Source organism: Streptomyces sp. NPDC079141, assembly GCF_040686775.1.
GTDB lineage: Bacteria > Actinomycetota > Actinomycetes > Streptomycetales > Streptomycetaceae > Streptomyces.
Genome location: NZ_JBFBLP010000008.1, coordinates 110,678 through 130,682 on the forward strand (window position 1 = coordinate 110,678; position 20,005 = coordinate 130,682).

Here is a 20,005-nt window from a genome sequence, read left to right on the forward strand (position 1 = left end):
CCGGCTGTCACACGCGAGTTGTACGCGGGTCGACGCCGGCCGGTCACTGTCGGACCGCAAACAGGGAGCCACGGGGGTTGGCCCTGCGGCGTTTTGGATAGGGAGCGGCTTCATGGCCAAGGACCTTGACATCACATATCAGGACATGCGGGACGCTGCCAAGCATGTCGTGAAGGAGAAGGAGCGCCTCCAGGAGAAGCTCGACGGCCTGAAGAAGTACATCAACAACCTGGTCGAGTCGGGCTACGTCACCAAGAGCTCCTCCAAGGCCTTCGACGAGAACTTCACGGAGTTCGTCCAGGGTTCGAAGGACACGCTGGACGGTCTGGACGGCATGGGGGACTACCTGACCATGGCGGCGGACAAGTTCGAGCAGATTGATGACGAGCTGGCCAAGCAGGCTCGGGGTAAGTGAGTTCCTGGTGCGGTGGGGCGGCGTTTTCGCGTCGCCCCATGGCGTCTGCGGCCGAGGAGGCCGGATGAGCGGCAGGGTGAGGCCGCCCACTGGGGGAACGGCTTGATGGAAGAGCGCTCAGGGAACAAGTTCCGGGCGCGGGACGGCTTTGGGCTGGCCGGTGCTGTCCTGGTCGGAGCCGCCTTCGTAGCCGTCATCTTGCTGGTCCTCGGGCTGTGGAAGAGGTTCGCGCGTGCCACGGCGCCGACGCTTGTAGACCTTCCCGGGGGATCCTGGGCGGCCGGGGGTGTTCTCGGACTGGTCTCCGTCCTCGGAGGGCTCGGCGGCCTGTGGTTCCTGTTCACGGCGCCGGACCGGACGGGCGTGCAGCGTGCACTGCGCGCCGTGGGGAGCGGTGTCTGCTGGGTGGGCGCCTTCGGCCCGCTCTTCAATCTGTTCAGTTCCCTTCCCGGCAAGAACTGCCATTCGTCCGGGCCGAGATGCGCCTACATCCCCGGCACGGGCAGCGCCCTCCTTGCCTACGTGATCACCGCAGTCCTGACGGGATGGCTCCTGCTCCGTATCGACGATGCGGTGGCCGAGAAGCGTGCGGCGCGGGAGCGGACACGGATGCGTAACCTTCGCAAGAAGGGCAAGGGGAAGAGCCGGGCGGCGCGGGAGCGAATGCGGTAGCGGTCCGCGGGCCTATGGGTTCGGATTGAGCCAAATGCTGCGGGCGAAGTCGTCGAAGACGTCGAGGTTGGCGGTGAGCCATTCGACTTCCGTCGAGACGGTGCGTACGGACGCGTAGACCTCATGCTCCTCGGACCACCAGCCGTAGTTGAGGGAGGCGTTGAGGTCGGACTCGCTCCCGAAATACCGGATGCAGCGCAGCCCGCGTCCCAGGCGATCGGAGTGGAACTCCGTGACGTCGGGCGGGCGGACGGGATTCTCATCCGTGGCCTGAACGATCGTACGGAGCCCGGCCTCGCGGTTCTCGCCCTCCGACTGGGCGGCAAGGGCGTAGAAGGGCTGTGGGATACGGCGCGGGTCGTCGCAGAAGAGGAAGGCCTGGTCCGCCGGCACGTTCGGGACGGGGTGGGCCTCGGCCAGCTGAAGGAAGCGGTCGGCGAGGGTGAGGCGTTTGGGGCGGCGCCACCAGGTCTTGTGGCGCTGGTAGACGATCTCCGCGCACATCACGGACCACTTGACCATCTCGTCCTGGTCCTCCTCCGTCCAGTGGAGGGGGAGGGGGAACCAGCGGGTGGGGTCGGCTTCGGTTTCGAAGAAGATCATGGGTGGCTCCGTCACTCCTCGTCGTCCGTCTCCCCGGCCAAGGCCTCGACCGGGTCCACGAAGGAGACCGTCTGGAGGATGGCTTCCATCAGTTCGCAGAACTTGACCCAGTAATCCACGGCCGCCGTGAAGAGTGTGAAGACGGCGGTGTAAGGACCCGTCGGGAACGGGACGTGAACCTGAAGCTGGGCCGTGACGAGCTCCTTCTCCTCGCCGTCCGCCGCCACCTCCGGATTGACCTTGAACTCCCGCCAGGTCGCGCATGCGACCGCCGGGCCGCACGACAGATCCAGCCAACGGACGTCGTTCAACGGGTCGTTGCTGAGGGTGGCGAGGATGCCTTGAGCCACCACGTCCGTGTCCTCTGCCGCGTGGTCCGTGGGTACGGCGGCCAGGGTGAAGACGCACTGGGCGGCACCGTCGGACAGGTCGTGCCTGGCGACGTCGCCGTCCGGCGTGTGCTCCTCCTCGGACGTGGAGAACAGGCCCATGGCGGCATAGGACACACCCGTGTCCGCCATGAGTTCGGCAATCGCCGAGTAGTACGGCGCGGCCGGGCCCCAGATGGACTCGTCGCCACGGGAGTAGAGCTCACGGACGAACGAATCCGCCAGCTCGGTCCGTTCCTCGGCGGTGGCCGCGAGGGGGAGAGCGAAGAAGCCCTCGGGGGCGAGGAACCAGATGGGGGGAGGGTCGGTGGGGGGTTGGGGGAGAGGGGTGTTGGAACCGGAGGGGGATGTCATTGAAGTGAAGGCCATTCCGGCGGAGTAGGTACTGGAGCGCGTCAGAAGTCCTCGGGAAGGTAGTCGCTGAAGCTGACCTTCTTCCCGTCGGAGTCCATGGTGATGACCTCCTCAGAGGCCCCAAAAGCAGAGCTGTACCTCCTTGGGAGGAGGATCTCAACTCGAAATCGACCAGTCGGATTACGGGTGATGATCGGGGAGACGGAGCCCGGCATCTGCAATTCCGCGGCATAGTCCGAAACCGTCTTCCGCTGTTGCGAAGTCAAGGACCTCAGTGGGATCAGGTCCCGTGGCGGCGCCAGGTATCGGGTCAGCCGGCTCCGCTTGAAACTGGCGAGTCGACACCACGAACCGTCCGCGAAGACGAGTGTGAAGTCGTTGCCGTCCTTGAAGTTCCTGGGTTCGAGGCGGGCCACATCAGCGCGGGCACACTGCCAGAGCACTGTGTCCTCGATGAGATCCAGATCCTTCTTGTCGTACGGAAGGCCGACGATGACCAGCCTCCGGTCGGTGACGATCAGGTGAGTGGTGTAGCGCTTCTCGTCACGGCGGGCGGGATCCAGCTGCCAGGGCAGGGTGCGGGCGAGGGAGCCCGGCGCGGCCCACATGACGGGAAAGTCCTCCACCTCGTCTGCCGGGGCGTCCGGAGTGTCGGAACCGGACTCGCCGCCCCCACCGCCTCCAGTGACGTTGCCCCCGAACGCGCTGAGGAAGGCCATGAAGGCTACGCCTGCCGTCAAGGCTGCGCCCTTGACGGCACTCCGGCCGGCCGCGGCGCCCGTCGAACGGGCCGTGAAGGAAGGACCGTCGGGCCAGCCCTGAAGCTCGTGCTGGATGTCGTTGCGCTCAGTGTCGCGGAACCATCGCATTCCTCTGACCCGCATGGCGGCGCCGGTGGCGAAGGAGACGGGAATGCGGGCAAGCAGCGCCTCTCCAGGATCCGGCTGCCAGATGTTCATTGCGGTACGCCCTTCCTCATACGGCGCTCCGATGCGCCCACTAGTCACCGAAGACAGCGGAACCAATAGGCGTCAGGATCTTGGGTGCAATCTTCAGGCCGCCGTCGATGGCCCTGCCCATGCCACTGATGGGATCGATGTTCCCCTTGAAGAATGTGTTGATTCCCCTGGTTCCGAGCCATTGGCCCTCTTTGTATCCAGCATTGACCAGGCCGCCCATGCGGGAGGCCAATCCGCTGGTCGCGTGTGAGATCTCGTACACATTGTCGGAGAAGCCGCCGATCCTTACCAGGCCAGCTTTGCCGAATCCATTTCTGAGGCCCTGTGACGCCTCACCGAAGGCGAGTAGAACACGCGACCTTCCCAGGTTTGTGGTCTGAAATCCCTTTCCGAGGAGCTTGGCGGTGTTCTCTGCCATTTCTCCGGCCTTCGCCGCGTTCTGGGAGAAGACCTTGGCCCCCTTGCCGAACATTCCGATGCCCGGCATCAGGCCGAGCGCATCAAGCCCGAGCGTCATCCAGCTCACGTCCGCTCCGGCCGCCATGGCGATGCCGTGGGCGGCCAGGGAGAGGCCGCTGCCGATGAGTGCGGCTGTGCCGAAGATGGCGGCGAGGGGCGGGAACGGGAGGGTGGCGATGGCCAGCATTCCCAGCACCGCGGTGATGTTGCTGAGCACGTCGCCGATCATCTTGATCAGATCGGCGTGCTCCTTCAGCCAGTCGCCGGTGGCGTCCCAGGCGTCCGCTATGCCCTTGCCGAGCTTGTCCCAGAAGCCGGGCTCGTCGGGGGCGATGTCGGCGGCCTTGTCCAGCTCCTTGCTGATGTGGCCGGCGGCCTGCTTGTAGCGTTCCTCAAGGTCGTGGACCTTCTGGATGACGCCGTTGACCGCGCTGGAGGCTTCGCCGAGTTCCTTGCTGCCCTTGTCGCCGGCCTTTGCCTCGGCCTTTTCCCTGTCGTCGAGCTTGTCCCCGGCGCTCTTCTCCAGCCGGTCCGCCTCGTCCTGGAAGTCCTGGAGTTCGCGTGCCCAGCGGTGCAGTGCGCGGGACGCCTTGTCGAAGGACTCGTGGCTCTTGCGGATGAGCGGAGTGACGTCCTGGCCGATGTACTCGGTGAAGGCGAGCGCTGTCTTGCCCTTCCAGGCGCCGCACTCGATCCGTTCCAACTCGCCGACGGCTGTGCCGAGTTCGCTGGCGAGTTTGCCGAGCCGCTTCGCCAGTTCCCGGGTGTCCTCGACGCTTCCCGGGGTGGGGTCCCAACCTATGTGAGGAAAGGACGGCCGCTGACCAGCCACGTCACTTGCCCTTCTTCTTCGCCTTGAGCGACTGGGCCAGCTCCAGGTCGAGCCCGTCGAACGTCTCGCCGATCTTGTTGATCATCTTGACGGCACCCTGCGTGTGCTTGCCGAGCTGCTTGATGCCGTAGCCCCACTCGTCGGCGAAGTCCTGTACGTCCTCGACGAGCTTGCTCTCGCCCACGGCCGTGGCATCGGCGCCCTTCAGGTCGCGGCGGGCGTCCTCCATGCGGTCGCTTATGGAGGAGAAGGTCTTCTTGAGGTGCTCGAAGATCGTGTCTTCGAGGCGCAGGTCACTCATGTCACGTCTCTCCGTGGGGACCGGGCTGATCCAGCCCGGTCCCTTCGCTGTTGCTCAGCGGTTGATGGCCTGGATTTCCTGGACGGTGACGGCCTGGTCGTTGCCGAAGGTGCCGTTGGGGAGGTCGCCGCCGGCGCCGCCGGTGCCGGTCCAGGTGATTTCCCAGGTGACGGTGGCCTGGAGGTTGAAGGTGCCGTCGCCGGAGGAGCGGAGGTACTTGAGACCGCAGGGCGGGGTCTGGTCTGCCTTGCCCTTGGCGTACGGCTCGCCGATGGAGCCGTCGTCATTGATGGCGCACTCGCCGGAGGCGGGGTAGGTCTCGGCGTCCGCCGTGCCGGGTTCGAGCTTGAGGGAGACGGGCTTGGCGGTGGTGGTGGCCTGGATGTTGAGGCCGCCCACGTCGAGTGAGGCGGTCACCGAGACCTCCTTGAACCGGGCCTTGTCCAGCCAGGCCCAGGTGGGGAGATTGACCTTGGTGGTGGCCTCGGGGGCCAGCGTCACTTCGGTGGTCGGCAACTGGATGCGGTTGTAGGCGAGTTCGGCGAGAACCTCTGGAGTGACGGCGTTCTCGACCGGCGGAGCATCTCCGTTCTCGACCCAGAACGGGTCCTGGTCGCAAAGTTGAGCCTCGGGCTCCATCCAGCGGTCCTCGTCACGGACGGCGACCCACCAGTTGCCCTCGTCCTTCTGGTCCAGGTTGTAGTTCTTGTACGTCCCGTCCTTGTACTCGTCCCGGAACATGCCGACGGAGGCCTTCGCGTAGCTGTGCTGGCCGGGCATGTTGACCGTCGAGTCGTACATGTCCTCGACGTACTTCGCGAACTCCTGCGCGCTGCGCGGTTCGTACCAGCAGGCGGGTGGGGTCCAGTCGCCCACGGGGGTTACCTGGCCCGAGCCGCTGTCGCCGCTGCCCCTGGTGCTGCCCGTGTAGGTGATCTTGGAGGTGAGAGTGGTGCCGGACCTGTCGCCGCCCGTGCTGATCTCGGACTCGGATGCACCGGGGCCCTTGGCCTCCGCGACCCCGGTGAACGTCCCGAGAGCTATGACGAGTGCGATTCCGGTGACTCCCCCGCGAGTCAGGACGCGCATGTCTGGTCCCCCCGCTTCGACAGCACCTCAGTGGTCTGCCAGACGCCCTTGCTGTTCTTCTTCAGCTGGGTGCTGTAGGTGACGTACGGGCTCTCATCGGAAGGGGACTTGTCCACCTTGCCGGTCTTGCGGTCCTTGTTGTACGCCTTGCTCTCGTCGGCGCAGTAGGTGACCGCGGCCGTGTCCTCGTCGGCGACCTTGACGTTCGGGTCGAAGTAACGGGTCACGCCCGTCCACGTGAGGTCCTCGTCCAGCCACGCCTGGATCCACTGCTGAGCGCTCACGAGAGCCTTGCCCTGGCGGTAGTACGCAACGGTCGCCGAGTCGGCGTCCCCTTGGAGGATGGCGTCGTCGACCGCGTTCACCGTCTGGGTCACGTCGGACAGCACAGCGTCCTTGACCGCGTCACCCGTCTTCCAGTTCTCGAACTCGTTCTCCACACCCTCAGGGAAGGTGATCTTGGGCCTGTCGGTGGGCCCGGAGGCACTCGCGCTCGGCGACGCCGACGTCGCCTCACCGCCCGTATCGGCTCCCGCGATCTTGTCGTTGTCGCCGGACTTCTCGTCCTCGCCGCCGCAGGCCGTCAGCAGAAGGGCTGCGGCGGCGGCGAGCGCGGCAGCGGTGGGCAATGTGCGGCGCTTCACAGTGGACTCCCCGTGAGACATGAGTGCAGTCAAGAGTCCAAACGGTATCGGTGGGATTCCCTGTTTCGCCACAGCGAACTTCCCCAAGAACGTGGGCAATTCCGGGCGTATGGGGTCTGAGGCGAGAGTCTCAGTGGCTGGATTGTGGCCCAATGGGGCGGCAGCCCCGGGTGCGTCGCATGCCGCATCCGGGGCTGCCGTGGTGTGGGGATTTCGTTTCGCTATCGAGGTGTCGTGCGCCTCGGGCTGTCGCACGGCGGTTTTGCCGAGGAGTGCGGCGTCGGTGGCGTGCGGTCCTCGGACACCGCTAGCCGCGAGCGGCGCTGCAGGGAGTCCAGGAGTTCCAACGCGTCCGTCATCGGCGGGTAGTGCACCGCACACTCGGGGCACGCGTAGACGTTGAAGCCGGGGCCCGACGGGGCGTGGACCTCGTGGACCAGGACCGGTTCCTCCGTGGTGCGCTCGCAGCGGGCGCACATCCGTACAGCGGGGCGGGTCATCGGGTGGCCGCCGGGACTCGTACGCCGTGGATGTGGGTCGGGCCTACGTCGATGCCGAGCGTCGCCAAGTACGCGGCTCGGCGGCGTTCGCGTTGGCGGCGGTGTTCGGTGGGGTCGAGGACGTAGGGGCGTACGAGGCGGGATGCGTTGCCGTCGAGGAGTTCCGTGAAGCGGGGCGGAGGCGGGGTGGGGGTGAAGCGCAGGGGCGGGGGTGTTCCCAGGCGGTGGCGGCCCCGGGGGTTTGGGGCGCAGATGCTCAGCATCCACGCGAGGGTGCGGACGATAAGGTCCAGCATGTCGACGCTCCTTCGAAGCGTTGGCCACGCCCCCGGGCCGTTCCAGCGGTCGCGGGGGTCTTTTGGTGTTACACCGTAGGGCTAACTGTGCATACCTGTCTATACCTAGGCTATTAAAGGGGCTGCTATGCATGCAGCTATGCCCCTACGTACAGTTCGGGTGTGTTCGAATTCGACCCCACAAGGCCCAAGTGGCAGCAGATCGCCGAGGTGGTTCGGGCGAGGATTGCCAGTGGCGAGTACCCCGTGCGTGGACTCATCTCTGAAGTGAAGCTGGAGCAGGAGTTCAGCGTTTCTCGTGTGACCGTCCGCAAGGCCACTGCCGCCCTGCGTGAAGAGGGGCTCATCATCACCACTCGCGGGATGGGCTCGTTCGTCGCCGCCCCTCAGGTCGACTCGCCCGCAGGCGGCGAGGGTCAGGCGTAGAAGGCTGTAGGGCGTATACGCAACGTATACTCGCGCCATGGCCGACGTAATGATCCGCGTCCCCGCCGAGGTCCGCGACCAGCTCGCCGCCGTTGCCGAGGCGCGCGGGACCAGTCTCCGGGCCCTGATGCAGGAGATAGCGGCACAGACGCTCACGCCCGAACAGATCAGGGCGCGGGCCGAGCGGACCCGTGACCTGCTGGCCGAGCGGTTCGGGCATTACGTGACGGACGAGGAGTCCGCCGAGATGCGGCGCAGGATGCGTGAGGCCACGGCTGCCCACCGGGCCGCCCTCGCTGAGACGGAGTCGTCCGGTTGAGCCAGATCGAACACTTCGTCCTCGACGCGCCGACGCTTCTGGCGATGGGGGGCAACAAGCAGGTCTCCGGACTCATCCACGCCGCGGCGGACAGTGACGACGTCCGGGTGTGGGTGCCTGTCCTGTGTCTGTTGGAAGCCGAGCGTGAACGTGCGGGGATTGTGGAGCACGTCGGCGTTCTGGTCGACGTCCTCCGCGTCGTCGACGACGACTACGCGATGGCCGTCACCATCGCCGAGTTGTGCCGGGGCGGTACCGCTTTCGGTGTCGCGGCCGCCGTGCACGCCGCGCGGCCGAATCTGATGCTGCCCGAGGGGGCGTTGGTGGCCACGGTCGCGCCGGAGGCGTATCGGGGGCTTGGTGTCGGAGTGATGGACCTCAATCGCTGAGTGCGCTCCGCGTAAAGTCCCCCCGAGCCACCCGCCCCGCCAGCGTCTCCCCGCCCCGCAGCAGCGACCCGTACCCCGTCGCCGCCCACACGCTTCGCTCCACCGGCACCTCGAAGTACGGGACCAGGGTTCCGGTCGGGGTGGCGTCCGTCAGGACCTCTGGGGCGCGGCGGGTGTGGAGGGCGGCAGCGCACAGGGTGCAGACGGCTACCTGGGCGCGGTCGCGGCGGCCCAGTGGGCGCCAGGTCGTGCGGCGGATCGCGCGGCCGTGGAGGGGGTTGAAGAAGCAGAGGGGGAGGGGGGACGGGGTGTCCCGCAGGGCGTCTTCGCCCTCCGTCACCAAGGCCAGCACCCCCGCCAGGTCCGGGACACCGCGGGCCGCGTCCAGGACCGTACCCGCCGCCGCGTACGCGTCCAGGGCCCGCTGCAGACCCGGCGTCGTCGTCGCGTCCGCCGCCTGGGCGGCCTCGCCCAGTGCCACTGCCTCCGCCGACGCCCGTTGGCGCAGTGCTGTCTCGTCCGCGGCGCGGGCCGTTGCGAAGACCCGGGGGAGGCGGGGGGTTCTACGGCGGTGGCGTACGAGGAGGAAGGCGGCCAAAGCGGATACGGCGAGCGCCGCTGCCGCCGCCGTCGCCCACGTCGGCCATGAGCTTGCCGTGTCCGTCGGTGCCGGCGCCGGTGTGCTGCGCGGCGAGCTCAGGTCGTCCATCGCCTCCTCGTAGACCGCCGTCCCGTCACCCTCCGCCACCAGCTCCACGGCCTTCGCCGTCAGGTCCGCCAGGCCTGCGTTCCTCGTCTCGTCGAGGAAGCCCGCCGCGGCCACCGCGTCGCTGGTCTGGTGGGTGTCGGCGGGCCATTCGTAGCCGTTGAGGGAGTCGGTGAAGGTGCCGTCCGTCGTGATCAGGATCAGCTCCCGTTGGGGGAGGCGGTCGCGGACGACCGCGGCCAGGGTGTCCGCCTCGCCGTCGAAGGAGTCGCCCTTGGTGAGGGGGGTCAGGACCACCTTGATGGGCAGGCCGGTTGCGGAGATCTGCCGCGCCAACTGCCGCTGTTTCGGCGGCGGTACGGCCTCGGCGTACGAGTCGTCGACGTACACCGGGGATGCCCGCAGGGCGCCGGCGATACGTTCGCCGGGGCTGGGGGAGTCCGCTGCCGCCGCGGGCACGGGCAGGAGCAGTGCCGCCGTCAGCGCGGCTACGAGTACGCGGCGGCTACGCGACATGCGTCCTCTCCTTCACCTTCTCGATCAGCCGGCGGATCCCCTCGGGGACTGCGGTCAGCAGCTCGTCCGCCTCCTCGTACGGCACCCGCCCGTCGGTGGTCGGCAGGGTCAGTACCAGCGTGTGGACGGTGCGCGGGGCGGCGATCGCCGTGTCGAGGCAGCGGGCGCAGACGTGGAGCAGGCGCCTTTGGCGGCCTTCGGCGGTCGTCCGCAGGTGGTGGCGGTTGACGGCCGGGCCGTGCAGCGGGTTGACCGCGCAGCAGCGGTTGTACGACTTGCCCGCCGCGGCGGCGCGACCCGCACGGGCCAGTACGGTGACCGCGACCAGGTCGCTCGCGGTGGCGTCGTCGACGCGGCCCGGGTCGCCGTCCAGCAGGAGCAGTGCGGCGTCCAGGCAGTCGCCGGGGCGCCTGTCGCCGCTACGGGTCTCAGGGTCGAAGTCGGCCATCAGCGCCCGGAGTTCGGTGCGCGCGGTGTTGCGGAGGTACGACTGTGAAGGTTCCGTCGGCGACACGTCGGGCAGTGTTTCCGTCGCCGGGGGTTCCGGACGGCGGCGCCTCAGCAGCCTGAGGACGATGCCGAGGGCGGCCGCCGCCAGGCCGAGCACCAGCCCTGCTGCCAGCGTGCCCATGAACAGGCCCGGCCAGAAGTCCCCCGTGAAGAGCGGCGGCAGATCGTCCTCGGTGGCCGGGTTCGTCGTCGGGTACGGGTCGCCGGGCGTGGTCGGCTCGTCCGTGCGGTCGGTCTTGTCGAGGAGGGTCATCAGGGCGTCGAGGCGTTCGCCCAGAAGGTGGTCGTCGGCCTCGTCCGCCTTGTCGTCGCCGTACGTGATGGACTCGGGGAGGTCGAAGAGGAGGCTGTAAGTGTCCAGGGCGAGGCCGTGGTTGAAGACGTTGATGTAGCCGTCCAGCGGGTCGGCCACGATGTACACGCCGTCTTCGCCCACCTTGTCGTGGAGCGCGTACGCGAACACCTCCTCGTCCGCCTGGGACTCGTCCTCCCACATCTGCGGGACGACGGCCATGAACACCGGGCCGCCGCCCTTCGACTCCTCGAACTTGCGGGCGCGGTCGGATAGTTCCGTCATCTGCGCCGCGGACAGGACCCGGGGGCTCTCCGGATCCGCGTAGACCGGGTTCTTGGCGAGGCCCTGCGCGACCCGGTCGATACGGGCCTCCATGTCGATCGCCCGGGGTGGCGGGGAGGCGCTCGACGTCGTCTGGTCGAAGACGGCGCCTGCGGTCACGCCCACCGCTACCGCGGAGGCCAGGGCGATTGCCCAGACCGGCCAACCCGCCTTGGGCTGCTTCTGCTTCCGGCGCGCGCCCGGCAGCCGGCGCCGCCACCGCCGTACGTACGGAACCAGCAGCAGGATCGACAGCGGTACGCCGGTCAGCAGCATCCCCGTCAGCAGGGACTGGTTCTCGCGGTCGCTCGGGCCGATGTACATCTCGGCGGGCTCGTCGCCCTCGCCGTACTTCTCGCGCGCCGCCTCCGCACGCGCCGCGGCCTTCGCGCCGCCCTGCGAGACGACCTCCACGAAGCGCTCGAAGCTGCGCAACGGGCCTGCGTCGTAGGGGAGTTCGTAGAAGGTGGCGGTGACGGCGTCCTCGGCCGGGGCGGTCACCCCGTACGCCGTGGCCGCCGAGACCGACGACTCGTCGAGCAGCACGTACAGGCCGTCCCTGCCGAGGCGGTCGTGGACCGCGCCGAGCAGGGCCTCGCCGCCGGCGGCCGCGGAGGGCAGGACGAGGACGTACGTCGGTACGTCCGCCCCCTTCGCCACCCTCGCGAAATCCCGCGTCATGGACTTCGGTACCTCGCGCGGGAGTTGGTCGGTGACGTAGACCGGGTTCTCGCGGAGGCGCTCGGCCAGGTAGGCGGCCTGGGTGTCGGCGGCCGCGCCGGCCGGGGTCGCTGCGGCAAAGGCCGCGAACAGGGCGCAGAGCAGCAAGAGCGCCCATGCGGCGGGGCCGTTCGGCCGACGTCGCGTTCCTTGCGGTGTCTTGAGCGCGCGCACTGCCGCCATCCCCCGTACCCCGTCGACTGCAATCACTTGCGGCACTCTACTGAGGGGTTCGCTGGTGCGAAACCGCGTGTGGGGGTGGTCTGGCCTATGCCGCCGCTTCACCCATTGGCGTGAACCACGCTCAGCCCAGCTTCTCGTTCTGCGCCCGTACCGCCTTCTCCGCCAACTCGGCGTCGCTGGGTCGCGCCTCCGCGATGGCCCTGCCGTTCACCGCGAAGTAGACGGCGATCAGGTCGGCGGTGCGGACGGCCTGGATGTGGAGGACGTGGGTGGTGCCCTGGAACGTCATCGTGGACTCGAAGGCGAGCGTCTCGTCGCCGCCCGCCGCCGTGGCCTTCTCGGCGGCGACCGAGTCGTACGCGCTGGCGTTGCCGTTGGCCTTCGCCGTGAAACCGCCGCCGCAGGAGTCGATCGCCTTCGACAGGCCGGCCATGGCGGACGACGCGCCGCCTTCCGTGCCGTACGCCGCGAGAGCGATGTACGTCGCCGCCCCCTCGGCCCCCGAGGTGTAGCGGGCGAGGTCGGCCTCCGGGTCGCCGAGCGGGAGCTGGTTCATCGCGTAGGCCAAGGGCGCGCAGACCGGCTTGTCGAGGGTCACCTCGTCCTGGGACTTGGCGAAGACGAACTCGGATTCGAGCTCCTGCACCGCATCGCCGTCGAGGTCGGCGTCGGTGACCATCACCTTCGCCAGCCGCTCCGCCGGGCTCATCTGCCTGGCCTGCGCGGAGGACGACGACGAGGGTGACGGCTTCGCGTCCGTGTCGCTGTCACCCGCGCAGGCGGTCAGTACGGCGGTCAGGGAGAGTGCGGAGGCGGCGGCGAGCGCGGCGCGCTTCATGGGGGCTCCTTGCGGTGGGGGGATTGTGGGTTGTTCTCTACTCGTCCAGCAGCTTCTTCAGCACGCGTGACAGCTCCGGCACCCGCGCCCCGGCCGCCTGTGCCTCCGTGACCGCCCGGACGTACGCCAGCGCCTCCGCCCGCAGCTCCCGCTTCTCGTCGCCCTGGCGGCTGCCCGCCACCCAGACCACGATCGCGAGGGGGACGAGGGCGAGGAGGAAGTAGCCGAGCGGGGCGTCGTTCGACCAGGCCCAGCCCGCGCCGATCAGTCCGGCGAACAGGAGCAGACAGCCCGTCTCGTCGTGCCAGCCGCCCGCTTCGGCCATCTCCTCGTACCGGGTGACCGCGGCGGGTTTCGGGGGTACGGCGGTCGGCCCCGCCTCGGACTGCGGTGTCACGGGCTGCGCCGCCTCGGGCTGCATCGCCTCGGGCTGCGGTGCCACGCCCGGATACGTCGGTATCGGCGCCCACCCCTTCCCGCCCCCGGTCGACGAACGGCCCTCCAGCCACGCCGGTACATGCGTCAGCGGCAGGCCGTGCGCCCGGGCCACGCCGAGGACCTCGCGGTAGCCGGTGAGGGTCGGGTGGGTGAGTTCGCGCTTCCAGTGCTTCCACGCCGCCGTGATCAGGGCCGCGGCCACGACCAGGATCGGACCGGTGACGAGGAAGCCCAGGTTCGCGCTGCGCTCGGGCAGCTCCACCGACACCATCGGCAGGATCAGGCCCGCCGTCAGCACCAGGACACCGACCCAGCCGCGCCAGTTGTGCTGCGTCGCCTCGATCGCCCGCCGGCGCTCCGCGAACAGGGCGGTCACCGTCGCGTCGTCCGTGTAGTCCACCCCGTGCCGCGCGCCGATCGCCTGGACCGCGGCCAGTGCACGGGCATCCGTCGCGAGCGTCGCTCCGCTGATGGGGAGCAGGCCAGTTGTCGTATCCCCCATGGCAGCAGCCGTCCCTCTGGTAGTCCTGCGTCTTTCGGCGACCAAGGATCATGTCATGGCCGTCCGGCGCCCTCGTGAGCGAATCGTGCAGACCTCATGGCCGGCGCGTGATGAATGATTCGCGCTCGCACAGAACGGTGCGACTTCCGGGTCTGTTCACAACTGGGTGTCCAGCGACTCCAGTTGCAGGTGAGTAACAGTCCAGCTACCGATCCCCACGGGACCGGACGCGCCTTGAGGGGCTTATGAGCGGCTGATACGGTGCTTTGGCTTGACACTCGCCCAGCCTCTGGTTATCCGCGCAAGACGCGAAGAACGGGTGAAGTGTCCGGAATTGCAGAGAATTCGGCAGACAATTTCTTGGGTGTACGGGGAGCGGTTGCGTGAAGATCCAAGAGCGTACGGGGGCGGGCGCAGGACGTTCCGCGGCTCCGGCTCAGCCGTCGGTCGGCGACCGGCTTCCTACCCCTCCTCGCGAGCGCAAACCGGCGCTGGCCGCGCTGGCGGTGCTGCTCATCCTGCTCGGTGCGCTGGGCGCGACGATGCTCGTGCTCCAGGCCGGTGACCGGGAGGAGGTCGTCAAGGTGACGAGCGACATCCGGGCCGGCGAGTCGGTGGGCGACAACGTCGCGTCCGTACTGGTCGCCAAGGACGACAGCATCAACTACGTCACGTGGGACCAGCTGGAGACGCTCAAGACGCTCAAGGCCAAGTCCACCATCTACAAGGGCACCGTCGTCATCGGCGACATGTTCACCGAGAAGATGGGCGTCACCGAAGGCAAGGCAACCGTAGGCCTCTCCCTCAAGGCCGGTCAGTACCCCACCGGCCTTGAAGTCGGCCAGACCGTCGCCGCCTACCGCGTGGGCACCACCGCCGGCTCCGGCTCCGACGACTCCGACAACAGCGGCTCCTCCTCCGCCGGCGGCAGCAACAGCCTCATCGTCGACCAGGCCACCGTCACCTCCGTGCCGAGCGGCAACGGCGACGACCTCGTCGGCAGCACCAACCTCGCCGTCACCCTGACCGTGGACGCCGACGAAGCCGCGCCCCTCGCCCAGGCAGCCTCCAACGGCGAAGTGGCGCTCGTGCTCGTCCCCGGCAGCAACTAGAAGGCGGCACCCACCCCATGGCGCTCATCGCTCTCGCCGCCGACAAGGGTTCCCCCGGCGTCACCACCGCGGCCGTCGCCCTCTCGGCGGTCTGGCCGCGCCGGGTCCTGCTCGCCGAGACGGACCCGGCGGGCGGCGACCTCGTCTACCGCAGTGCCGCCGCGCACGGCGGGCCGCTCAACCCGAACACCGGCATGCTGTCCATAGCCGCCACCGCGCGCCGTGGACTCGTACCCGATCAACTGTGGGACCACGTCCAGCCGTTGAGCGGCGGGCTCGAAGTCCTCGTCGGGCTCGGGATGGCCGAGCAGGCCGCCGGGCTCGCCGGGCTGTGGCCCACGCTCGGGCACGCCTTCTCCACGCTCGCCGACTCCCCGAACGCGCCCGCCGACGTCATCGCCGACTGCGGCCGCATCAGCGGGGACACCCCGGCGGTGGAACTGTTCCCGCATGCCGCGCTCGTGTTGCTGGTCAGCCGTACCGAGCCGGAGGCCATCGCCCGCGTCCGGGACCGTGCCGCCGCCCTGTCCACCAAGCTGCACGGCGGCCCGCGCGGCGCCGCGAGCCTTGCCACCCCGCTGATCGGGGTCGTGCTGATCGCCGACCCGAACAGCGCCGGCAAGATCGCGGGGCAGGTCAACGACATGCTCGTGCACGCCCAGACCGGCGCCCGCGTCGTGGGCACCATCGCCGAGGACCCGGCCGGCGCCGACCAGCTGGCCGGCCGCAAGCGCGGACGCCTCGACAAGTCGCTGCTGATCCGCTCGGCCCGCAAGGTGTCCGCCGACATCTACCAGCAGTACGGCGCCGCATGGGCCCACCAGGCGCAGATGAACGGCGGCGCGGCTCGATGAGCGCTGTCGACCATCAGCTGGTCAAGCGGTTCCGGCAGGAGGCCGGTGACCGCATTGCCGAGCAGCGCCGCCTGGACCAGGTCAGCGGTGTCACCCCGATGTCCAGCGAGGACGAGCGGCAGTACGCCCGTGCCGTCATCGCGCAGATATTGGAGGAGTACGCCCGGACCGAGATCAACGCCGGGCGTACGCCGCTGGACGCGGAGACCGAGGAGCAGTACGCGGCCGCCGTGCACGCCGCGCTGTTCGGAGTCGGCCGCCTTCAGCCGCTGCTCGACAATCCCGAGGTCGAGAACATCGACATCAACGGGTGCGATCAGGTCTTCGTCGGGTACAGCGATGGACGGGAAGTAAAAGGTGATCCCGTCGCCGAGACCGACGAAGAGCTCATCGAGCTCATCCAGGTCCTCGGCGCCTACTCCGGGCTTTCGTCCCGGCCCTTCGACTCGGCCAACCCGCAGCTCGACCTGCGGCTGCCGGACGGTTCGCGTCTGTCGGCCGTCATGGACGTCGCCCGGCGGCCCGCCCTGTCCATCCGCCGTGCGCGCATGGGCAAGGTCTTCATCTCCGACCTCGTCGGCAACGGCACGCTGACCCCCGAGGTCGGCCACTTCCTCGCCTGCGCGGTACGCGCCCGCAAGAACATCATGATCGCGGGCGCCACCAACGCCGGTAAGACCACGCTGCTCCGGGCCCTCGCCAACGAGATCCCGGGGCACGAGCGGCTCATCACCGTCGAGCGCGCCCTGGAGCTCGGGCTCGACCAGTTCCCCGAACTCCACCCCAACGTGGTGGCGTTCGAGGAGCGGCTGCCCAACTCCGAGGGGCAGGGCATGATCTCCATGGCGGAGCTGGTGCGCCGGTCGCTGCGTATGAACCCCTCCCGCGTCATCGTCGGTGAGGTACTCGGCGACGAGATCGTGACCATGCTCAACGCGATGTCGCAGGGCAACGACGGCTCGCTGTCCACGATCCACGCCAACAGCTCCAGCGAGGTCTTCAACCGTATTTCCACCTACGCGCTGCAGGCGAACGAGCGACTGCCCATCGAGGCCAGCCAGATGCTGATCGCGGGCGCGGTGAACTTCGTCGTCTTCATCCAGCGGCGCAACAACTACCAGAGCGGCGGCCGCCTCCAGCGCATGGTCACCTCCATCCGCGAGGTCAACGGCGTCGACGGCCGCGTGCTGTCCAGCGAGGTCTTCGCCGAGGCGCCCGACGGCCGCGTCGTGCCGCACGCGCCGCTCGCCTGTCTGGAGGACCTGATGGCGCACGGATACCGGCCCGCCGGAACGTGGGGGTGAGCACATGAGTGAACTCGGCTCCATGGGCGGCCTGTTCTCTACGACCGTCCTGTACGCGCTCGCCTGCGGTGTCGCCGTCGGCGGCGGCCTCGCGCTGCTCCTGATGGCCGTACGCGGACTGCCCGCCAAGCCCGAGCACGAGAAGCAGAAGGCCAGCGAGCGGGCGAACGAGCTGATCCGGTTCGCCGGTCAGCGCGGGTCGCTCGCCGCGGGCGTAGGACTGGTCGTGCTGCTGCTCACCCGGTGGGCGGTGCTCGGCATCGCGGCCGGGATCCTGGTGTTCTTCTGGGACCGGCTCTTCGGCGGAGCCGCCGAGGAGCGCGCCGCCATGAAGCGCGTCGAGGCCCTCGCCTCCTGGACGGAGTCACTGCGCGACACGATTGCCGGAGCGGTCGGCCTGGAGCAGGCCATCCCCGCGTCCGCGCGCGCCGCCGCCCCGGTCCTGCGGCCGCACCTCGACGCACTCGTCGACCGGCTGCGCGCCCGCACCCCGCTGCCCGAGGCACTCCAGCAGCTCGCCGACGAGATCGACGACGCCTCCGCCGACATCATCGTCGCGGCGCTCATCCTCAACGCCCGGCTGCGCGGCCCCGGTCTCAGGCAGGTGCTCGGCGCGCTCGCCAAGTCGGCCCGCGAAGAGGTCGACATGCGGCAGCGCGTGATGGCCCAGCGGGCGTCCACGCGACGCTCGGTGCAGATCGTCGTGGCGGTGTCCGTGGCCTTCGTGCTCGGCCTGTCCATCTTCAACCGCGAGTTCGTCGAGCCCTACGGCGACCCGGTCGGCCAGCTCGTCCTCGCCTGCGTCTGCGGCCTGTTCGCGCTCGGCTTCCTGTGGCTGCGCAAGCTGTCCACCATCGAGACGCCGGAGCGGTTCCTGGTGCGGGACGAGTCGTCGGTGCAGTTCGTGCGGCCGCGTACGCCGTCGGCGCCACAAGGCCAGCTCTACACGGACGAGGGGGCCCGACGGTGAACCAGGTCACGATGCCGATCATCATCGGCGCGGTCTTCGGCCTCGGCGTCTACGCCCTCGTACGCGCCCTGATGCCGACCAAGCGCAGCGCCGTCGCGCAGGTCGCGCGGATCGACGCGATGCGGGCGCGCGGGGCGGCGTACGAGTCGGCGCGCACCACGCAGGACACGGGCGGCCGTTTCTCCTCGACGCGGGCCGAAGTCGGCCGTCGTGTCGCCGAGTTCTATCTCCAGCAGGGGTGGGAGCAGCGCTCGCTGCGGGCCGACCTCGCCGTGCTGGAGCGCAGCTGGGAGAAGTTCCTGGCGACGAAGGTGCTGCTGGGTGTCGCGGGTCTGTTCTTCGGGCCGTTCCTCTTCGCGGTCGTCTGGACCCTCGGCTTCGGCAGCAGCCCGATCATCCCGGTCTGGCTGGCGCTGCTGTTCGCGGCCCTCTTCTTCTTCCTCCCCGATGTGGAGGTACGGCGGGACGCGGCCGAGAAGCGCCGCGACCTGCGGCGGGTGATCGGTGCCTATCTGGACCTGGTGTCGATGAGCCTGGCCGGCGGCCGCGGTCTGCCGGAGGCGCTGATGGCGGCGGCGGAGATCTCGGACGGCTGGGCCAACCAGCGCATTCGCAGCGCCCTCGCCGATGCCCGGATCACCGGTATCAGCCAGTGGCAGGCGCTGGGTTCGCTCGGCGAGGAGCTGGGCGTGGAGGAACTGAAGGACCTGTCCGCCTCGTTGGCGCTGGTCGCCGACGACGGTGCGAAGGTCCGTGAGTCCCTCGCCTCCCGCGCCGAGACCATGCGGCACCGCGAACTCGCCGAGATCGAGGGCAGCGCGGGCGAGAAGTCCCAGTCGATGCTCGTGGCGCAGCTGCTGCTGTGCGCCGGCTTCCTGGTGTTCCTGATCTATCCGGCCGCCATGCGCGTGTTCCAGGTCTGATCACCCTTACGTCTTGAGAGGACAACTGACCATGAACGGACGGAACTTCAACACCGGGATCCCGGCGGTGGACTTCCTCGTCACCTTCCTTCAGGGCCGTGTGCAGCGCGCCCGCTCCGGCGAGCTCGACCGCGGTGCCTCCGCCGTCGAGTGGGTCATCATCTCCGCGGTCGTCGTGGCGATCGTCGGCGTCGTCGCCGCGATCATCAACCGCGCGCTGGAGGGTGGCGCCGAGAAGGTCGAGAACTGCATCAACGGGGCCAACCAGAGCGGCACCTGCTGAGCACGGTCACGGGGGTGCAGCGACGTATGCGGACCTGGGTACGCCGTAGACGGGAGGAAGTCTCCGCGCGCGGCGACTCCGGCATGACCGCGATCGAGTTCGTGCTGCTCACCCCCGTCCTCTTCTTCATGATCTTCGCCACCGTGCAGTTCGCGCTGTACTTCTTCGCCGACCACGTGGCCCAGGCGGCCGCCCAGGCCGGCGCCCGCAAGGCCCGTGCCACGGCCGACGCACAGCCGGGCGGCTGGCGCGGCGAGGCCCGTACGGTCGTCAACAGCTACATCGACCAGCTGGGCCCGGCGCTGGTGCTCTCGCCGAACGTGACGATGCTCCAGCCGGAGCAGAACACGGTGGGCGTGGAGATCACGGCGAAGGTGCCGTCGGTGTTCCCGGGCCTGGACTTCACGGTGCACGCGCGGTCGGCGGGGCCGGTGGAGCGGTTTGTGCCGGAGGGGGAGAACTGATGCGTTCCCTTCGCCTTCGGGAGGACCGCGGACTGTCCACCATCGAGGTCGTGATCCTGGCCCCGGTGATGATGCTGTTCATCCTGGTGCTGGTGGCCTTCGGGCAACTCGTCGACGGCCGGGGCGCGTTGGACGGCGCCGCGCGTGACGCGGCCCGCGCGGGCTCCATTCAGAAGGACCACGCCACGGCGATGGCCGAGGCGCGGAAGGCGGCTGCCGCGAACCTGGCGGACGTCTGCACGGGCGAGGTGACGGTGACGCAGACCAGCACCGGCTTCGACCCGGAGGTCGACCCGCTGTTCTCGGTGCAGGTCAGCTGCCGAGTCCGTGGCCTTGCGATGCTGGGCCTGGACATCGACCCGACGATGGACGCCTCCTTCAGCTCTCCGCTGGACCCGTTCCGGAGGTCGGCGTGAGGA

Annotated in this window: 26 protein-coding genes; 13 read left to right on the forward strand and 13 right to left on the reverse strand. The window is 68.9% G+C overall.

Annotation, left to right across the window (positions count from 1 at the left end; translation table 11 throughout):
- Nucleotides 1-112 precede the first annotated feature (112 nt).
- Nucleotides 113-415: a WXG100 family type VII secretion target gene (locus AB0Q90_RS22550; RefSeq protein WP_363159324.1), complete on the forward strand. Its 303-nt coding sequence runs from the start codon at nucleotides 113-115 to the stop codon at nucleotides 413-415.
- A gap of 105 nt (nucleotides 416-520) precedes the next feature.
- Nucleotides 521-1,087 carry a hypothetical protein gene (locus AB0Q90_RS22555; RefSeq protein WP_363159442.1) on the forward strand — a complete coding sequence of 189 codons (567 nt, stop codon included), beginning with the start codon at nucleotides 521-523 and terminating at the stop codon, nucleotides 1,085-1,087.
- Nucleotides 1,088-1,099: 12 nt separating this feature from the next.
- Here the strand turns inward: AB0Q90_RS22555 and AB0Q90_RS22560 are convergent, their stop codons facing one another.
- The 9 genes from AB0Q90_RS22560 to AB0Q90_RS22600 all read right to left on the reverse strand — a co-directional run bounded on the left by AB0Q90_RS22560 (nucleotide 1,100) and on the right by AB0Q90_RS22600 (nucleotide 7,513).
- Entirely contained in the window at nucleotides 1,100-1,690 is a 591-nt protein-coding gene (locus AB0Q90_RS22560; RefSeq protein WP_363159323.1) for a hypothetical protein, read from the reverse strand.
- A gap of 11 nt (nucleotides 1,691-1,701) precedes the next feature.
- Nucleotides 1,702-2,433 (reverse strand): hypothetical protein, encoded by a 732-nt coding sequence (locus tag AB0Q90_RS22565; RefSeq protein ID WP_363159322.1) that lies wholly within the window; start codon nucleotides 2,431-2,433, stop codon nucleotides 1,702-1,704.
- Nucleotides 2,434-2,474: 41 nt separating this feature from the next.
- Nucleotides 2,475-3,392 carry a hypothetical protein gene (locus AB0Q90_RS22570; RefSeq protein ID WP_363159321.1) on the reverse strand — a complete coding sequence of 306 codons (918 nt, stop codon included), beginning with the start codon at nucleotides 3,390-3,392 and terminating at the stop codon, nucleotides 2,475-2,477.
- 40 nt (nucleotides 3,393-3,432) lie between these two features.
- Nucleotides 3,433-4,683, reverse strand: coding sequence for an enoyl-CoA hydratase/isomerase family protein (locus tag AB0Q90_RS22575; RefSeq protein WP_363159320.1), 1,251 nt, complete (start codon nucleotides 4,681-4,683; stop codon nucleotides 3,433-3,435).
- A 1-nt stretch (nucleotide 4,684) separates the two neighbouring features.
- On the reverse strand, nucleotides 4,685-4,984 hold the full coding sequence (locus AB0Q90_RS22580) for a hypothetical protein (protein ID WP_363159319.1): 300 nt from the start codon (nucleotides 4,982-4,984) through the stop codon (nucleotides 4,685-4,687).
- 54 nt (nucleotides 4,985-5,038) lie between these two features.
- Nucleotides 5,039-6,073 carry a hypothetical protein gene (locus AB0Q90_RS22585; protein ID WP_363159318.1) on the reverse strand — a complete coding sequence of 345 codons (1,035 nt, stop codon included), beginning with the start codon at nucleotides 6,071-6,073 and terminating at the stop codon, nucleotides 5,039-5,041.
- On the reverse strand, nucleotides 6,061-6,717 hold the full coding sequence (locus AB0Q90_RS22590; RefSeq protein ID WP_363159317.1) for a hypothetical protein: 657 nt from the start codon (nucleotides 6,715-6,717) through the stop codon (nucleotides 6,061-6,063). The genes AB0Q90_RS22585 and AB0Q90_RS22590 overlap by 13 nt, the downstream gene beginning before the upstream one ends.
- Before the next feature lie 221 nt (nucleotides 6,718-6,938).
- Nucleotides 6,939-7,217: a hypothetical protein gene (locus tag AB0Q90_RS22595; RefSeq protein WP_363159316.1), complete on the reverse strand. Its 279-nt coding sequence runs from the start codon at nucleotides 7,215-7,217 to the stop codon at nucleotides 6,939-6,941.
- The gene (locus tag AB0Q90_RS22600) at nucleotides 7,214-7,513 is read right to left on the reverse strand and encodes a hypothetical protein (RefSeq protein WP_363159315.1); all 300 of its coding nucleotides are present in this window, start codon (nucleotides 7,511-7,513) and stop codon (nucleotides 7,214-7,216) included. Before AB0Q90_RS22600 ends, AB0Q90_RS22595 begins: the two co-directional genes overlap by 4 nt.
- A 162-nt stretch (nucleotides 7,514-7,675) precedes the next feature.
- Here AB0Q90_RS22600 and AB0Q90_RS22605 point away from each other — a divergent pair, with 162 nt between their 5' ends.
- The 3 genes from AB0Q90_RS22605 to AB0Q90_RS22615 are packed head-to-tail and all read left to right on the forward strand — an operon-like array spanning nucleotide 7,676 to nucleotide 8,647.
- Nucleotides 7,676-7,939: a GntR family transcriptional regulator gene (locus AB0Q90_RS22605; protein WP_363159314.1), complete on the forward strand. Its 264-nt coding sequence runs from the start codon at nucleotides 7,676-7,678 to the stop codon at nucleotides 7,937-7,939.
- Nucleotides 7,940-7,976: 37 nt separating this feature from the next.
- Nucleotides 7,977-8,258, forward strand: coding sequence for an Arc family DNA-binding protein (locus AB0Q90_RS22610; protein ID WP_363159313.1), 282 nt, complete (start codon nucleotides 7,977-7,979; stop codon nucleotides 8,256-8,258).
- Complete coding sequence (locus AB0Q90_RS22615; RefSeq protein WP_363159312.1) at nucleotides 8,255-8,647, forward strand: hypothetical protein; 393 nt, start codon at nucleotides 8,255-8,257, stop codon at nucleotides 8,645-8,647. Before AB0Q90_RS22610 ends, AB0Q90_RS22615 begins: the two co-directional genes overlap by 4 nt.
- Here the strand turns inward: AB0Q90_RS22615 and AB0Q90_RS22620 are convergent.
- The 4 genes from AB0Q90_RS22620 to AB0Q90_RS22635 form a co-directional block, all read right to left on the reverse strand.
- On the reverse strand, nucleotides 8,637-9,869 hold the full coding sequence (locus AB0Q90_RS22620; RefSeq protein WP_363159311.1) for a hypothetical protein: 1,233 nt from the start codon (nucleotides 9,867-9,869) through the stop codon (nucleotides 8,637-8,639). The two genes, AB0Q90_RS22615 and AB0Q90_RS22620, sit on opposite strands and share 11 nt — an antisense overlap.
- Nucleotides 9,859-11,925, reverse strand: coding sequence for a hypothetical protein (locus AB0Q90_RS22625; RefSeq protein WP_363159310.1), 2,067 nt, complete (start codon nucleotides 11,923-11,925; stop codon nucleotides 9,859-9,861). Before AB0Q90_RS22625 ends, AB0Q90_RS22620 begins: the two co-directional genes overlap by 11 nt.
- A 94-nt stretch (nucleotides 11,926-12,019) precedes the next feature.
- On the reverse strand, nucleotides 12,020-12,736 hold the full coding sequence (locus AB0Q90_RS22630; protein ID WP_363159309.1) for a hypothetical protein: 717 nt from the start codon (nucleotides 12,734-12,736) through the stop codon (nucleotides 12,020-12,022).
- A gap of 37 nt (nucleotides 12,737-12,773) precedes the next feature.
- Complete coding sequence (locus tag AB0Q90_RS22635) at nucleotides 12,774-13,676, reverse strand: hypothetical protein (RefSeq protein WP_363159308.1); 903 nt, start codon at nucleotides 13,674-13,676, stop codon at nucleotides 12,774-12,776.
- A 383-nt stretch (nucleotides 13,677-14,059) separates the two neighbouring features.
- On the opposite strand from AB0Q90_RS22635, the gene AB0Q90_RS22640 reads away from it, so the two are divergent.
- From AB0Q90_RS22640 to AB0Q90_RS22675, 8 genes are read left to right on the forward strand one after another with little or no spacing between them, the layout of a single operon-like run.
- Complete coding sequence (locus tag AB0Q90_RS22640; protein WP_363159307.1) at nucleotides 14,060-14,788, forward strand: hypothetical protein; 729 nt, start codon at nucleotides 14,060-14,062, stop codon at nucleotides 14,786-14,788.
- 17 nt (nucleotides 14,789-14,805) lie between these two features.
- Nucleotides 14,806-15,642: a hypothetical protein gene (locus AB0Q90_RS22645; RefSeq protein ID WP_363159306.1), complete on the forward strand. Its 837-nt coding sequence runs from the start codon at nucleotides 14,806-14,808 to the stop codon at nucleotides 15,640-15,642.
- Nucleotides 15,639-16,946 (forward strand): ATPase, T2SS/T4P/T4SS family, encoded by a 1,308-nt coding sequence (locus AB0Q90_RS22650; protein ID WP_363159305.1) that lies wholly within the window; start codon nucleotides 15,639-15,641, stop codon nucleotides 16,944-16,946. The genes AB0Q90_RS22645 and AB0Q90_RS22650 overlap by 4 nt, the downstream gene beginning before the upstream one ends.
- Before the next feature lie 4 nt (nucleotides 16,947-16,950).
- Nucleotides 16,951-17,916, forward strand: a complete 966-nt coding sequence (locus tag AB0Q90_RS22655) for a type II secretion system F family protein (RefSeq protein ID WP_363159304.1) — start codon at nucleotides 16,951-16,953, stop codon at nucleotides 17,914-17,916.
- An 11-nt stretch (nucleotides 17,917-17,927) separates the two neighbouring features.
- Nucleotides 17,928-18,839 (forward strand): type II secretion system F family protein, encoded by a 912-nt coding sequence (locus AB0Q90_RS22660; RefSeq protein WP_363159441.1) that lies wholly within the window; start codon nucleotides 17,928-17,930, stop codon nucleotides 18,837-18,839.
- A 31-nt stretch (nucleotides 18,840-18,870) separates the two neighbouring features.
- Nucleotides 18,871-19,122 (forward strand): hypothetical protein, encoded by a 252-nt coding sequence (locus AB0Q90_RS22665; RefSeq protein WP_363159303.1) that lies wholly within the window; start codon nucleotides 18,871-18,873, stop codon nucleotides 19,120-19,122.
- Nucleotides 19,123-19,148: 26 nt separating this feature from the next.
- On the forward strand, nucleotides 19,149-19,586 hold the full coding sequence (locus AB0Q90_RS22670) for a TadE family protein (RefSeq protein WP_363159302.1): 438 nt from the start codon (nucleotides 19,149-19,151) through the stop codon (nucleotides 19,584-19,586).
- Entirely contained in the window at nucleotides 19,586-20,002 is a 417-nt protein-coding gene (locus AB0Q90_RS22675; protein ID WP_363159301.1) for a TadE/TadG family type IV pilus assembly protein, read from the forward strand. Before AB0Q90_RS22670 ends, AB0Q90_RS22675 begins: the two co-directional genes overlap by 1 nt.
- Nucleotides 20,003-20,005 lie beyond the last annotated feature (3 nt).

What these genes read in the sequence shown, in the direction of transcription:
- AB0Q90_RS22550 (WP_363159324.1), top strand. Translation starts at nt 113, where the DNA reads ATGGCCAAGGACCTTGACATCACATATCAGGACATGCGGGACGCTGCC.
- AB0Q90_RS22555 (WP_363159442.1), top strand. Translation starts at nt 521, where the DNA reads ATGGAAGAGCGCTCAGGGAACAAGTTCCGGGCGCGGGACGGCTTTGGG.
- AB0Q90_RS22560 (WP_363159323.1), bottom strand. Translation starts at nt 1,690, where the DNA reads ATGATCTTCTTCGAAACCGAAGCCGACCCCACCCGCTGGTTCCCCCTC.
- AB0Q90_RS22565 (WP_363159322.1), bottom strand. Translation starts at nt 2,433, where the DNA reads ATGACATCCCCCTCCGGTTCCAACACCCCTCTCCCCCAACCCCCCACC.
- AB0Q90_RS22570 (WP_363159321.1), bottom strand. Translation starts at nt 3,392, where the DNA reads ATGAACATCTGGCAGCCGGATCCTGGAGAGGCGCTGCTTGCCCGCATT.
- AB0Q90_RS22580 (WP_363159319.1), bottom strand. Translation starts at nt 4,984, where the DNA reads ATGAGTGACCTGCGCCTCGAAGACACGATCTTCGAGCACCTCAAGAAG.
- AB0Q90_RS22585 (WP_363159318.1), bottom strand. Translation starts at nt 6,073, where the DNA reads ATGCGCGTCCTGACTCGCGGGGGAGTCACCGGAATCGCACTCGTCATA.
- AB0Q90_RS22595 (WP_363159316.1), bottom strand. Translation starts at nt 7,217, where the DNA reads ATGACCCGCCCCGCTGTACGGATGTGCGCCCGCTGCGAGCGCACCACG.
- AB0Q90_RS22600 (WP_363159315.1), bottom strand. Translation starts at nt 7,513, where the DNA reads ATGCTGGACCTTATCGTCCGCACCCTCGCGTGGATGCTGAGCATCTGC.
- AB0Q90_RS22610 (WP_363159313.1), top strand. Translation starts at nt 7,977, where the DNA reads ATGGCCGACGTAATGATCCGCGTCCCCGCCGAGGTCCGCGACCAGCTC.
- AB0Q90_RS22620 (WP_363159311.1), bottom strand. Translation starts at nt 9,869, where the DNA reads ATGTCGCGTAGCCGCCGCGTACTCGTAGCCGCGCTGACGGCGGCACTG.
- AB0Q90_RS22630 (WP_363159309.1), bottom strand. Translation starts at nt 12,736, where the DNA reads ATGAAGCGCGCCGCGCTCGCCGCCGCCTCCGCACTCTCCCTGACCGCC.
- AB0Q90_RS22635 (WP_363159308.1), bottom strand. Translation starts at nt 13,676, where the DNA reads ATGGGGGATACGACAACTGGCCTGCTCCCCATCAGCGGAGCGACGCTC.
- AB0Q90_RS22645 (WP_363159306.1), top strand. Translation starts at nt 14,806, where the DNA reads ATGGCGCTCATCGCTCTCGCCGCCGACAAGGGTTCCCCCGGCGTCACC.
- AB0Q90_RS22650 (WP_363159305.1), top strand. Translation starts at nt 15,639, where the DNA reads ATGAGCGCTGTCGACCATCAGCTGGTCAAGCGGTTCCGGCAGGAGGCC.
- AB0Q90_RS22655 (WP_363159304.1), top strand. Translation starts at nt 16,951, where the DNA reads ATGAGTGAACTCGGCTCCATGGGCGGCCTGTTCTCTACGACCGTCCTG.
- AB0Q90_RS22660 (WP_363159441.1), top strand. Translation starts at nt 17,928, where the DNA reads ATGCCGATCATCATCGGCGCGGTCTTCGGCCTCGGCGTCTACGCCCTC.
- AB0Q90_RS22665 (WP_363159303.1), top strand. Translation starts at nt 18,871, where the DNA reads ATGAACGGACGGAACTTCAACACCGGGATCCCGGCGGTGGACTTCCTC.
- AB0Q90_RS22670 (WP_363159302.1), top strand. Translation starts at nt 19,149, where the DNA reads ATGCGGACCTGGGTACGCCGTAGACGGGAGGAAGTCTCCGCGCGCGGC.
- AB0Q90_RS22675 (WP_363159301.1), top strand. Translation starts at nt 19,586, where the DNA reads ATGCGTTCCCTTCGCCTTCGGGAGGACCGCGGACTGTCCACCATCGAG.